Source organism: Pedobacter yonginensis, from assembly GCF_003173595.1.
Classification (GTDB): Bacteria; Bacteroidota; Bacteroidia; order Sphingobacteriales; family Sphingobacteriaceae; genus Pedobacter; species Pedobacter yonginense.
Genome location: NZ_QGNZ01000005.1, coordinates 12,140 through 25,976 on the forward strand (window position 1 = coordinate 12,140; position 13,837 = coordinate 25,976).

At 36.9% G+C, this 13,837-nt stretch carries 12 protein-coding genes; 6 read left to right on the forward strand and 6 right to left on the reverse strand.

Annotation, left to right across the window (positions count from 1 at the left end; genetic code table 11):
- The first annotated feature begins 132 nt into the window (after positions 1-132).
- The 3 genes from DHW03_RS18060 (at position 133) to DHW03_RS18070 (ending at position 2,816) form a co-directional block, all read left to right on the forward strand.
- Positions 133-831 carry a DUF4397 domain-containing protein gene (locus DHW03_RS18060; protein ID WP_109927258.1) on the forward strand — a complete coding sequence of 233 codons (699 nt, stop codon included), beginning with the start codon at positions 133-135 and terminating at the stop codon, positions 829-831.
- A 121-nt stretch (positions 832-952) separates the two neighbouring features.
- Entirely contained in the window at positions 953-1,537 is a 585-nt protein-coding gene (locus tag DHW03_RS18065) for an RNA polymerase sigma factor (protein WP_109927259.1), read from the forward strand.
- Positions 1,530-2,816 (forward strand): hypothetical protein, encoded by a 1,287-nt coding sequence (locus DHW03_RS18070; RefSeq protein ID WP_133248556.1) that lies wholly within the window; start codon positions 1,530-1,532, stop codon positions 2,814-2,816. Before DHW03_RS18065 ends, DHW03_RS18070 begins: the two co-directional genes overlap by 8 nt.
- On the opposite strand, the gene DHW03_RS18075 is transcribed toward DHW03_RS18070, so the two are convergent.
- From DHW03_RS18075 to DHW03_RS18090, 4 genes are all read right to left on the reverse strand, one after another.
- Entirely contained in the window at positions 2,813-3,403 is a 591-nt protein-coding gene (locus tag DHW03_RS18075) for a peroxiredoxin family protein (RefSeq protein WP_109927261.1), read from the reverse strand. The genes DHW03_RS18070 and DHW03_RS18075 overlap by 4 nt on opposite strands.
- A 174-nt stretch (positions 3,404-3,577) precedes the next feature.
- Positions 3,578-4,084 carry an FKBP-type peptidyl-prolyl cis-trans isomerase gene (locus DHW03_RS18080; protein ID WP_109927262.1) on the reverse strand — a complete coding sequence of 169 codons (507 nt, stop codon included), beginning with the start codon at positions 4,082-4,084 and terminating at the stop codon, positions 3,578-3,580.
- Positions 4,085-4,641: 557 nt separating this feature from the next.
- The gene (locus tag DHW03_RS18085; RefSeq protein WP_109927263.1) at positions 4,642-5,547 is read right to left on the reverse strand and encodes a hypothetical protein; all 906 of its coding nucleotides are present in this window, start codon (positions 5,545-5,547) and stop codon (positions 4,642-4,644) included.
- Positions 5,548-5,702: 155 nt separating this feature from the next.
- Positions 5,703-7,724, reverse strand: coding sequence for a thioredoxin domain-containing protein (locus DHW03_RS18090; protein ID WP_109927264.1), 2,022 nt, complete (start codon positions 7,722-7,724; stop codon positions 5,703-5,705).
- 186 nt (positions 7,725-7,910) lie between these two features.
- Between DHW03_RS18090 and DHW03_RS18095 the strand changes: the two genes are divergently transcribed.
- On the forward strand, positions 7,911-9,008 hold the full coding sequence (locus DHW03_RS18095) for a mandelate racemase/muconate lactonizing enzyme family protein (RefSeq protein WP_109927265.1): 1,098 nt from the start codon (positions 7,911-7,913) through the stop codon (positions 9,006-9,008).
- A gap of 45 nt (positions 9,009-9,053) precedes the next feature.
- Here the strand turns inward: DHW03_RS18095 and DHW03_RS18100 are convergent, their stop codons facing one another.
- Complete coding sequence (locus DHW03_RS18100; RefSeq protein ID WP_109927266.1) at positions 9,054-9,920, reverse strand: glycoside hydrolase family 25 protein; 867 nt, start codon at positions 9,918-9,920, stop codon at positions 9,054-9,056.
- Positions 9,921-10,097: 177 nt separating this feature from the next.
- A complete protein-coding gene (locus tag DHW03_RS18105) occupies positions 10,098-10,946 on the reverse strand; it encodes an NAD(P)-dependent oxidoreductase (RefSeq protein ID WP_109927267.1) in 849 nt (282 codons plus the stop codon).
- A gap of 161 nt (positions 10,947-11,107) precedes the next feature.
- Here DHW03_RS18105 and DHW03_RS18110 point away from each other — a divergent pair, with 161 nt between their 5' ends.
- Together DHW03_RS18110 and DHW03_RS18115 are read left to right on the forward strand one after the other, a co-directional pair.
- Positions 11,108-12,349, forward strand: coding sequence for an MFS transporter (locus DHW03_RS18110; RefSeq protein ID WP_109927268.1), 1,242 nt, complete (start codon positions 11,108-11,110; stop codon positions 12,347-12,349).
- 1,025 nt (positions 12,350-13,374) lie between these two features.
- Positions 13,375-13,587 (forward strand): hypothetical protein, encoded by a 213-nt coding sequence (locus DHW03_RS18115; protein WP_109927269.1) that lies wholly within the window; start codon positions 13,375-13,377, stop codon positions 13,585-13,587.
- Positions 13,588-13,837 lie beyond the last annotated feature (250 nt).

Genomic DNA, 13,837 nt, shown 5'->3' on the forward strand with positions numbered 1-13,837 from the left:
CACATTTCTTAGTGTGGGTTTTTTTTTGAAAAAAAATTTCGCCATTTGTAGCGTTTTCTTGTGGTACATCGTTTTAGTCTAAAAAGCGTTAATGGCCATTAACCAATTTTGTTTATAAATTGATTTAATTACATGAAAACTAAAAACTACTTTTCCATCGCCACTAAAATTGCACTCTCCATCTTCGCTATAACTTTAACCCTATCTGCTTGTAAAAAAGATTTTAATGATACGCCCATTGAAGCCACAGGAATTGGATTTGTACATGCATCTCCAGGCACTGGTGCTTTAGATTTTGTTTTAGATGGACAGAAAATCAATAATTTTACCTACACCAAAGATTTAGGTTATTACGCCGCATATCCAGGCACAAGATTAATTGGTGTTGCAAAAAAAGATTCCTTAAAATACTTAACAACAGCAACTTCAGCCTTAAAAGCAGGTGCTTTCTATTCTGTTTTTGTGGTAGATACACTAAAATCAACCAAACTGTTGGTAGTTGAGGATGATTTAAAAGCTCCTGAAACCGATAAAGCAAAAATCCGTTTCATTAACCTAAGTCCAGGTGCTCCTGCTTTAGATTTAGCCGTACAAGGAACCGATGCACCAATATTTACAGCAAAGGCATTTAAAGAATTTACAACATTTACCTCTATTGCCCCATCAGATACTTATACTTTCCAGGTAAAAAATACAGGATCTACAACTGTAAGAGCTACATTATCAGCGGTAAAGATTGAGAAGGGTAAAATTTACACCATCTGGGCAAAAGGATTGAGCAGTAAAACAGATAGCACTCAATTTGGGTTATCTGTAATGACGAATAAATAAAATTATCTACCTATGAAAACTTACATCGCCCCGCTGGGGGCGGTGTATTTTATTAATTTTATAAATAATTGTCCCTTAGTAAACGAAGGCAAATCTTAATTAACCAAATTCCTTTTTTAGGGTGATCAAAAAAACACTCAGTTTTGAGGAGATTTTAAAAGGCTGCGTTAAAAACGATAATAGCTGTAAAGAAATGATGTATAAATCATTTTATGGCTACTTAATGGGAATTATTTTAAGGTACACGAAGAACATTTCTGATAGCGAAGAACTTGTAAATGATAGCTTTATAAAAATTTTTAGAAATATTTCGAGCTATAAATCACCACAAAACCCAGAGGATTTACAGAAATCTTTTAAAGGATGGATTGCTAAAATAGCTTCGCGCACAGCAATTGATAAACTAAGAAGTGCTAAAGCTCAATTTTATGTTGACGATTTAGCTGAAGATGAGCACCCCGCTTCTCCGGTTTCAATCGTTTCCGAACTCCACGTAAATGATATTCTGAAATTACTGAATCATTTACCCGATTTACAACGATTGGTATTTAATTTATATGAGGTTGAAGGCTTTAGCCACGATGAAATTTCAAAAATGCTCAGCATCCCAGAAAGTTCAAGTCGGGTTTATCTAACTCGAGCGAAGAATAAATTACGTACACTATATACAAGTACCATGCTTCATTTATATGAAAAAAATGGATAAAGAAATTATTAAGCATATTGTAACGCAACTCCATGGCCACGAAGAATCATATTCTGAAGGCGCTTGGGAACGTTTTTCTTTGCCAGAGAGAAAGAAAAGACGAGTAATTGCATACTGGCCTTTGTGGAGTGCTGCTGCCTTAATTTTAATAACTGCCGCCATATTTTTCGGCAGGGATAACAATGCCCTAAGAACGGATTTGGTTGTCAAACATCCATCATCAAAAAAACAACAAGTTGATTTACAAAAAAATACGAACCTCCAACAACAAAAAAAATCTAACCAAAACACAGATAACCAAATCGTTGAACCGATACTATTGTCAGAACAAATTGTTAAAAAGCCAAAAGGCGCGGAAGATCAAATGGCTTACGCAGTTTCGAATAACGGAACAGATATTTTTGCTAAACAAGTTGTTGCTCCGCCAAACAGCAACGAGGTGACCACATCAAATAGCCATGTGAATTTGCTCGAAAATCATTCAGCAGGCAATACACTTATTGCCTCAAATACGGAACGAGCTTTTAATATCATCGTGGAGAAAAGAAAGACATTACCTAAAACCACTTTTGAAGAATTACTAGCCAAAGATAGTCAAGTAAGTGCCCTCAGCCCAGCAAATAAGAACACTAAAGATTCTAAATGGTCGCCAGGTGTTTATGTTGCCCCTGCAATGGGTAACGATAACAAGGTTAATATGAACTACGGATTCTCTTTGGCTTATAAGGTGGCGGGTAAATTATCCATTAGCTCTGGAATTGCCTATACCGCTTTAAGTTCTACGAGCAATCCGTCTTCAAGTTCGTCGGCAGTGATGGATAGTCAGGCTTCAACGTCAAGTTTATCAAGAGACAGCAAGAATTTAGAATCTGTTGATGCCCAACTTCGTGGAATAAACATCCCGTTAGAATTAAAATACAGTTTTAGCGACAAGTTTTACACCGGCATTGGTGTTTCGGCATTGGCCATTTTAAACAATAGGCAAGAGAATAACTATATTATCAATCAGGCACAAAACACCACGGTTTTGAATACCATGGGATATGCCGAGCAAAAAATGTTGCTCGTTACGCAAAGGGTGTCGGAGCCGCAGGCAGAATCGGTAATTGCTCCAGAAAAGTATTTAGGCTTCTATAATTTTTCTTTGGGATACAAACAGAAAATATCACCAAAGAAAAATATAGCCATTGAGCCGTTTTTAAGGTTGCCGATGAGGACTTTCTCAAAAGAAAATTTAAACCTAACAAATGGCGGATTGAGAATAAAAGTAGATTTTTAGAGCACGGTTAGAATTTCCTTAATGGAAGCTCTTTTTTTATAATCGGTATCAAACTGTACGAATTTTATTTTACCATCCTTACCAATTACATAGGTTGCAGGCACAGGTAAAACAGCTTCATCAGCACCATTATTTTTAGCCACATCAATACCGTAGCTTTTATATTTAGAAGCCAAGGTTTCTTCCATCACAAAATTTACCTTGTAATTCTTCATAATCTGGTAACCACGATCAGAAATTAAAGAAAACGATGCTTTTGTTTTTTCTTTTGTTTTACTGATCGATTCGTCAGTTTCAGGCGTAACACCTACAACATAAGCGCCTTTTGCGCTTAAACTTTGTAAAGAATCTTGTAATTCCTTAATGTGCTTACTACAATAGGGGCACCACTGTCCGCGATAGAAAAAGAGCACCACGCTTTTGTTTTGCTTCAGTAATTGGGCAAGATTAATTGATTTCCCCTCACTATCTTTTGCAGCAAAATTAGGTGCTACATCACCAGTCTTTAAGCCCGTTTGAGCCTGGGTGGAGCCCGCTAAAATCAACACGAAAATAGAGAGTAAGAATGTTCTTTTAAGATTTTTCATTTTTAATGGATTTAAGGTTTTGATGTTTAGTCGCAACTGGCGAGTTAACCTTACAAGCTTTTTCGCTCTTTCAACACATTGAAGGCTAAGAAAATCAAAAAGTAAAAAAAAAGGAACCTAATTTTCATTAAGTTCCTGATATTTTAAAGAGTGTAAAACTTCGTTTTAAAGAAATTAGTGACCTGAATGACCATCAGCACCATGTGCGTGGCCATGTGCCAATTCATCTTGTGTTGCTTCCCGAACACTTAGGATGTTTCCGCTAAACAATAGATTTTTACCTGCCATCGGGTGGTTTAAATCAACTGCAACAGTTTCATCATGTACAGCTGTAACACCTGCTCTGAATTGGTTACCGTTGTTATCCTGTAAAGGAATTACATCACCAACTGCAGGCACTTCACCACCAGCTTCTGTAAACATCGACTTTGGCAAATCTGCGAAAGCACCTGGATCCAATTCTCCATAACCATCAACAGCAGACAATTCGAAGCTGTATTCATCGCCAGTTTTTAAACCAGTTAAATGCTCTTCGAACTTAGGCAACATCATGCCAACGCCGTATAAAAATACTAGAGGATTTTGCTCATCAGCTTTCTCAACGAAAACTTGTTGTCCTTCTTCATTAGTAGTATGCAATTCATAAGTTAATGCTACTACTGAGTTTGGTGAAATATTCATTTAAATTAATTTATTGTAAATATTCTAATGCTTCCTCAACAGTGTTAACCGGCAACTGGCATACTTTATTTCGGCAAATATCTTATCTGATTTGTGCTCGTAGCGCAAAGATAGCCTAATAATTAATTTAACAAAGAAAGTGTTGAATTGTTGTTTACATTGATATAAAAATTAATTTCAATTCGAAAGGATTTTCACCCCTAGCATGCAATACATTCTACTTAGCTTGTTTCTCTGAAATTTAAACTGAAAAAATGCCTAGGAACTTTAAAAAAGAAAACCCCCATTTAAGGGGGTTTAATGAGACTGACCAGAATTTTATCCTGCCCTTTGCAAGGCTGTCCAGATTGTTATCCTGTCTCAAATGCTGATACAAATATAAATATTTGCAATTAATATTCTAATCCAAAACAGAATCCTTAGTTGGAAATTGCATACGGTATCTATCTACGTATATTATTGTTATGACTAAAGTATTTGCAAATATTGATGAAGGAATAAAAGTAAGTATTTCCATAAAAAGGTGTTCTGATTATTATCAGAAAGAAACTTATATATTAAAAGACTTTCTGTCCAAATAAATACCTATAGTTTTCAGAAAGCTTAATTCCAGTTGATCTAAATCTTTCACTAGTCTTATTACAGTAACTTATTGTGTTTTTGAACAATCTAATTAATTTGATATTTTCAGCTGCTGCAAGCCTTAGTTGATGGTGATAATTCCAGAACTCCTTAGGTGTATATAGAACTTGTATCGGTGCAGAATTATTAAATTCAAATTCCGAAATATCAATAAAATATTTTTGACTATCCTCAGCCTTTCTCAAACCTTTATAGTAGACATTACTAATGGCTTCTCGTTTTTGAAGCCATATTTTCGTGTCTAAATTAAGTTCTAAAGTCGATGTTATTTTTATAGTTAAATCGCCAATATTTTCGATTGCTTGTTTGTTCAAAGAATTGATGTTTTGAACAACGGGTAGTGCTTCATTTTGATAGCTAGCTAGTATTGGAAAAATACGTTCTTCTTCTATTCGATACATTGCTAAACTCTCATACAAATAATCAAATGCTTGCAACCTTCTATTAAAATTAAATAAGCGAAAATTTTCAAGCCCAGTAAATAATGATTTGAAAGCATTGGAGTATGAGATATCCTTAAAATTTGAGATTGCTGAGCAAGGAGATACAAAAATATTGAAATTGGGATTACTATCTTCGTTTATCTGACTGCTGAATGTTTGCATATTTGTTGATTGTACAAATAAGTAGTTTTTGAAGATCAGATAATTTCTTTTTAATAACTTTTTAAAGTTTCTGCGTTGCCTGTATCTACCTATTTCTTTTATAGTTTCATTCAGAAACAGACCTAAAATAAATACTAAAATACTGATAGTTATAGTAGCCGTTGCTGGTTTAGGTATCGACAAATAGCTTGAAAGAAAATTAATTAGAGAGTTCATCTGTCTAAGATACTAAAAAATTAATATACTGATTTATAAGGATTTATCAATCAAACTTATAGATCAAATATTACATTAGCATAATTAATGTGTAACTATGGCTACTAAACTCATTATATTTCACCGAGTTTGGTGAAATATTCATTTAAATTAATTTATTGTAAATATTCTAATGCTTCCTCAACAGTGTTAACCGGCAACTGGCATACTTTATTTCGGCAAATATAAACTTTTGTTTCATTGCTTTCCTTACCTTTTAACAGTGGCAGGTTACTTTTTGTTCCGCCTAATGTAATTTTGTTCGGAATATAATGATTACTTAACTCCAGTTTAACTAAATCGGTTTCTAAACCCATAATCGCAATCTCGTTTATTCCGTAAACCTCATTTAAAATTTGTATCGACCAATTGGAATAAGCTGAACCGTAATTCTGGATTTTAGATTGTACAGAGGCCAACATTTCGGATGCCTTTGCCGTATAATCATCCAAGTCATAAAAAAGGCCAAGTTTGCGAAGGTTTTGTGCCATTACGGAATTAGATGCAGGAATAACGTTGTCCATAATTTCGTGTTTCCGGGCGATTAATCCTTCACTTTCTGCTGAGGTATAAAAAAACATTGGCGAATCCGAATCCGTGAAATTGGCAATAACATAATCAGCTAAATTCTTCGCCTCGATCAGCCATTTTTCGTCAAAATCTCCTTCATAAAGTGCAATAAGTGCTTCAATCATAAAGGCATAGTCATCTAAAAAAGCGGTTATAGATGCTTTTCCATTTTTGTAATTCCGATATAAGCCACCATTTTCAGCTTTCAGGTTGTTTAAAATAAATAGAGCAGCGGCTGATGCCTTTTCACGATATACACCATTGTTCAAAACAGCATCTGCATCGGCCAAAGCCTTAATCATCATGGCATTCCATGCAGTTAAGCATTTATCATCAAGCCCTGGGCGAACTCTTCTGCTGCGTGCTTCGAGTAGTTTTGTCTTTGCAAATTGTACCTTATCAAAAAGGATTGCGGCATCAATATCGTGCTTGGCAATGAGCGCATCATCCTGAACGGTTTTCCTTAAAATATTGGTTTGTTCCTCCTCCCAATTTCCATCTTCTGTTACATTGTAATAATCGCCGATTAAGGGCGCATCTGCCCCCAAAACTTCATCAAATTCCCGCTTATTCCAAACATAAAACTTGCCTTCAACACCCTCGCTATCTGCATCTAAAGCCGAATAGAATAAGCCATCAGGCGAAGTCATTTCACTAAAAACCCAATCAATACTTTCTATAGCCGTTTGTTTGAAGGAATCAAATTTTGTGCATTGGTAGGCTTCTATATACAAACTAATCAGCTGTGCATTATCATAAAGCATTTTTTCGAAATGTGGAACGTGCCATTTATCATCAACAGAATAACGTGCAAAACCACCTGCTATTTGATCGTAAATTCCGCCTCTGCTCATCTCTTCCAAAGTTTGACAAACGGGCGTAAAAACCGATTCATCATCTTTCAGAAATCCATACCTCAACAAAAACACCCAATTGTTTGGTAAGGGGAACTTTGGGGCACGATTATATCCACCGTAACTGATGTCGAAATGGCGTTTCCAAGGTTCTACAATTTCTGATAGGTCTTCATGCGTGTAGCCTTCCTTTTTAACTGAAGGAATGATTTTCTCGCTATCGCGAATGCCTGAAGTAAGCCTTTCCGCATATTGAATCGCCTTATCTGGCTCATTCGCCCAAAGGCCAGCTACATTTTCTAAAATGTTAATCCAATCATTCTTTCTAAAATAAGTACCGCCATAAATCGGACGTTGATCAGGCAAACAAATGCAGTTTAAAGGCCATCCTCCGCTTCCAGTCATTAACTGAATGGCATACATATAAATCTGATCGATATCTGGTCTTTCCTCACGATCTACCTTAATGCAGATGTAGTGTTGGTTCATCACCTCTGCCACCTCATGGTTTTCAAAACTTTCACGTTCCATTACATGGCACCAATGGCAGGCAGAATAGCCAATACTAACCAATATCAGTTTATTTTCTGCCTTCGCTTTCTCCAAAGCCTCTGCACCCCATTCATACCAGTGTACGGGATTATATGCGTGTTGCAGCAAATAAGGCGAAGAAGCATTAATTAGGCTATTGGGTTCGGAATGTGTGTTTGACATGGATTTTATGAATCTAAAATTGAAATCGTAAAGCTATAAATTATCTACAAAGCTGTTCCGTTTTAGTTTTTGTTTTTATACTTTAGTCGGAAATCTAAACATTGATGGCGCTGGCTAGAAACAGCTGATGCCAAATCCATTGGAGAGACTTTTAAATCGCCTATAGAAAATTATCAAAATACCATTATGAAAATCACCCATATAGAAATATTCCGATTCAGCATTCCGATGGAGCCTTTTGTTATTGCAACGGGAACCATGCACTTTGCTCAAAATGTGTTAATTAGGGTGCACACGGATGCCGAAATCCATGGCATTGGCGAATGCTCGGCCTTCCCGATGATTGTTGGCGAAACACAAGACACTTGCATTGCGATGGCGAAAGACTTTGCCGCCATTTGGATTGGCAAAAACCCCCTTGAAATTCCGGAAAGGATGAACGATTTGTTGGGTTATGCCGACCATAACAGCACCATTAAGAGCGCATTTGATATGGCCCTTTTCGATATTTCGGCTAAATATGCCAAACAACCACTTTACCAATTTCTAGGCGGACAAAAACGAACCATTGAAACAGACATGACCATCGGCATAGATACGCCTGAGGGTATGGCTCAAACCGCATTGAAATACAAAAGCCAAGGCTGTAGCATTATCAAAATAAAATTGGGTAAAAAAATTGATGATGATATTGAGCGGGTTAAAACCATTAGGGAAGCCGTTGGTGATGAAATGACGCTTCGCTTGGATGCCAATCAGGGCTGGACATTTGATGATGCCCTTTTTGCCCTTGGCGAACTTGCACAGTACAATATCGAATTCTGCGAACAGCCCATGCGCACTTGGTTTGATGATAAATTGCCTGAGTTAAACATCAATTCGCCAATTAAATTAATGGCTGATGAAAGTTGCTACAACCATCACGACGCCAGAAAACTCATTAACAGTCAATCAACCACCTACTTAAACATTAAATTCTCAAAATCTGGAGGCATTCTCGAGGCACAAAAAATTCATGAAGAAGCGATTCAAAAAGGGGTGAAATGTATGATCGGTAGTATGTTGGAGAGTAGAATTGCTTTGAGTGCAAATCTTCATTTTGCGCTGGCAAGCCCAAATGTAGAGTTCTTCGACTTAGATACGGCCTTACTGGGGCATTTGGTTGACCCTGTGGTTGGTGGATTAACCTACAATGGCTACTTTCTTGATGTTCCAGAATCGCACGGTCTAGGTGCCGAACCCGACGAAGAATTTTTGAAAACCTGCGAAAGTTGGACGATATAATGACCTGCCTAGCCCCTTTAAATTAACTTGCAAAAATAAGGGGGCTTACTTAATGATCATCTTTTCAAACGCAGTGCTATCTCCGTTAAAAGCGTTAAAATCGACCACGTGTCCGATTCCATTAATTTTCGCCTTATCAGAATGTTGCCAAAACTTCCATCTGCTTTTGTCTAATCGCAATTTGGGTTGGTAATAGTGCGCAATCCACAGCGGAGAATCATCCAGTTTTCCTTCCAGATAATCTTCATAAAATTTTAAGCCTGTGTAAACAATTGGCCTTACTTTGGTTTTCATTTCTACATATGTTAAAAAATCAGAAAGTTCGAGGCGCATTCTTAATGGCGAAACACCATCAAGCGATTCGACATCCACTACAGGCGGTAAATCTCCTTTTTCGATATTAACTACTTGTAAAAAGAACTTCGCTTGCGTTTTACCATCGCGTTTGGGTCTGAAAAAATGATAGGCACCACAGGCAATACCCACTTTAGGCGCTTCTCTCCAATTGCGTTGGAAATATGGATCGACCTGCAAAATCCCTTCGGTGGCTTTTATAAATGCAAAGCGAATGCTTACATCATCATCCCTCATCTCTTTAACTTTTTGCCAGTTAATTTTTCCCTGATAGTAAGATACATCGATTCCGTGTATGGTATATTTTTTCGGAATTTTAATGCTAAAGCTCTCGTAAGTTCTATAATTTGGGTCTTCACCAATATCCTTTATCCATCGCCAAGTGCCTACAAAACCTTTTAAAATATATCCATAGTAAAAAGGAGAAAGCAAAATGAGCAATATACCTGCTATTGCTATTTTCCACTGCGTTAAAAAGCGATTTGATTTCTTTTTACCCTTATTCGGTTTTCTTGCGGGAGCTTTTCTTACAACAGGCTTTTTTCTCTCTGGCGGCATAGCTTATTTGATTTGGCTAAGTTGAGGAAAAATGTAAGGAAATAAAAGATTTTGAACCATTTTAAGCCTTAAAAAAAGAGAGCGAGAAAAACCAAAGGCTCTTCCCGCTCATCTAAATTAACGCTCTCGTATTTTAAACGTCAGTTTTGCAAAAATGTTTGGCTGAGTTTAAATTAATTAAATATTATTTTTTGAAATCACGCTCCAATCGTCTGAACCGTGCCCTTTTTCAATCCAAGCATCCATTTCAGCAACAACGGCTGGCAAAACGGTTAGTTTAACTGCGCCTTTGTTTGCTGCGCTCATCATTAAACCCGCATCTTTTCTGGCCATATCAAGTTCCCAAGACGGTTTACTAAAATCGCCTGCTCTGAGTTTATCCAATCGGGCAGGTGCTCCAGCTCCCGGATTCCAGAATCCAAAAAGTGTTGCGATATCTTCTGAATCGATATTCAAGGCTTTTGAAAGTGCAAGTGCATCAGACAGGCCTGCGGTCATTGAAATCAAAAATAAATTGCCCACCAGTTTTATCCCGGCAGCTTTTCCCTCCTCTTTCCCGAAATTAAGCACTTTGCCCGTCATCTTAGAGAGTTCGGGCTCTAGCGTTGCGATAATCTCTTGATCGCCAGATACTAACATACTTCCTGTACTTTCAAGTGCATTTGGCGGACCCATAAACACTGGTGCGTGTAGGTACACAAAACCTCTTTCTTTCCAGCTTGCCGTTCTTTCCACCGCTCCTTCCGCAGATGTTGTGGTATGATCTATAATTACTGTACCTGGCGAAAAACCGGTACTGGCAGCCTCCAAAACCTCGTCAACTGTGGCATCATCTTTTAACGTAAGGTGAATCACGTCTGCTCCCCTAACCGCATCAGCCACATCAGTAAAAACAAGTGCACCATCTGCCGCAAGCGCTTCGGCTTTAGATGCCGTTCTATTCCAAACCTGCACCTGTTCTCCTTTGCGAAGCATGGCCTTAACAAAATTTGAACCCAAAAGGCCCATACCTAAAAATGCTTTCATAATTGTCTATTTTGAAGGGTAAATATAGCGATATGAACACAAACACTGAAGGCGAGTACAACTCTTTAAATATTGCAGGATTAAGCAATAAAGCCTGGCTATGTTAAAAATCCAACCGTAATAATTTATAATTTTCTATTTTTGCAGCTCCAAACCAAAGCATGTTTAAACTTATATTCAATACTTATAAAGCCTCTTTTAGCGGATTAAGCAAAGAGACTTGGTTGTTGAGCATTGTTATGATGTTTAATCGTTGTGGCAGCATGGCTGTGCCATTTATGGGGCTGTATGTTACGCAGAGTTTGCACCGATCGGAAACAGATGCGGGCTTAATTATTACGCTTTTTGGTGTAGGATCAATTTTAGGTTCATTAACAGGGGGCAAATTAACCGATATTATTGGTTTCAGACCCGTACAAATCTTATCCTCTATCATTGGTGGGCTATTGTTTATCTTATTTTCTTCGGTAGAACATTTTTATACCCTGTGCATTTTAGCCGTTGTGATTAGTTTTTTTTCAGAAGCATTTCGTCCCGCCAATTTTACCGCCGTTGCCCACTATGCCCAAGAAGGCACCATAACCAGATCATACTCCTTAAACCGCCTTGCAGTAAATATAGGCTGGTCTGTAGGGATCAGTTTGGCTGGTATTATTGCCTCCATAAACTATAAATTACTGTTCATTGTTGAGGGTGGCGTAAGCATTATGGTTGGGCTTTCCATTTTATTGCTTTTGCCTCAGGTTAAGGGCTTTATACAGAAAGCAAAAGCAAACCGAAATGCCATAGCCATTCAAAAACCTTGGGAAGATGGTTTTTACCTGAAGTTTATTGCACTCACAACGGTTTTCATCACATCGGCATTTTTAATGTTTAGGGTTGTACCTGTATTTTTTAAAGAGCAGTGGCACATTAACGAATCATCAATAGGCTTGATTATCGGCATAAACGGTGCAATAATTGCGCTTTTTGAAATGATTATGATCAACAAAATTGAAAATAAAAGACCACCTATATTTTTCATTGTAATTGGCGCTTCTTTATTTGCAATATCGTATCTGGTTTTGAGCATTCCGTTGGGCCTGCACATTACAATGGCTATTTTAACGGTAATCATTTTCACCATAGGCGAAATGTTTGTTTTGCCGTTTATAAATACGGTGGTAATAAGCAGAAGCAACGAACACAATAGAGGTTTGTATGCCGCGGGTTACACGCTCAGTTGGTCGGTGGCGCAAGTATGTGGACCAATAACCGGTTTCTACATTGCAAATCACTTCGGCTATACAAGCTTGTATGTTGGCATTGCTGCAATTTTATTTTTATGCGCTTATGGTTTTAGCGCACTCAACAAAACCAGTGCGAAACCTGCTTTGGAAAAAGAAAATGCTACATACCTCTAAGCAAAATTCTTTTTAGCTGATTAAATTTTATTTAAAAGCGCCTGGAAAAAATAAGAGGCAGACCCATAAAGACAAAATTCGTACACAAAATCTTTGTCCTGCTTGTGTCTCCACCAACCAAAAACAGACACCTGTTATCACGGTAAGAGGTGGCACGTACCATGCGGTTTACTAAATAATAAATCAAAATTAGGCAGTCATGCCTAAATAATATTTGCGCTTCTACAGCACATTTGACTAATGTTATCACAGTCAGATGAAAAAGAGCAATTAGATGCTTTCGGAAAGAATCTTCGAAGAATTGGAAAGGAGAAAGACCTTTCAAGGGAAGCGCTTGCAAATTTGTCTGAGATAGAATTATGACAGATTTATCGGATTGAGACGGGAAAGATAAATTGTAAGCTTATTACAATATCTAGGATTGCAAAAGCGCTAGAGATAGATTCTAGGGAGCTGTTTTGACGATAGTTTTTAATTCCGAATAGATTTAATTAACAGCCTAGATACTAGTACTTTACATAAATAGCGTAAGTTATTAACACTCGTATTAGTCTCTCAAACCCTTGAAAAGAAATATTTAGCTTTTTTATTGCTTGAAAATGATATTTGGATGATCGTTTTTCCCCAGCAATTCAACAGGGTGTTAACAACTTTGGTTCACAAAAAGCACATATTGCCCTATCTTTGAATAAGATAAATCGATGATACGTTTTTTCTAATATGATTTGTTCTTTTTCTCAGAAAGAAAAATCACGCATTAATAATCATTAGTTAAAGTTTAGCTCCCTCCAAAAGAGATAATTGCTAATCATGTTAGTGTGAAGCCTAGGTCCAAACTAGGCTTTTTTTATAAATCAAAACTATTCATAAATCTAAATTTTTCTTTCTAATCTTCTCCACATTTCAACATTTTCGATTGAAGACTTATATTTTAATGCATTTCAATTGAAATTAGCTACCTAATTTGTTTCATTAATCTATTTGTAACATTTTTGTTACTAAATTTTAAATGTTTATATTTGGTAATGGAAGAATCACAAATAAAAATAGGTGACGTTGCTAGACATCGTTATTTACCTGGAAGACACAAGTTTTATATTGCTAATGTTGCAGATACTAGGGTATTAGCCAGATATGTAATACAAGGAGGAAAGATTGAAACTTTAGAAATGTTTGTTCATGAAATCGAACTATTAGTTGAGCAGCCAGAAGAAAACATGGACGATATCGGAGTGTAGCCTTCTAATTTTATAGACCTATATTCTAAATCTCGAATTAGTAAGTTAGATGTTTAGAAAATACAAGAGGAGCCCGCAAGCCCCTCTTAGTTAATCGTAGTTCTGGTTAAAACAGAACGTCAATTAAGTGTACAATTCTTAGAATTGCATTGATGGCGGAAATTAAGGGTTTAACGACCGCCATCACTTTTTTGAGTTTCTTCAAAATATTATTGAATAGACACGATTCGTGCAGAATTATTTCCACGTA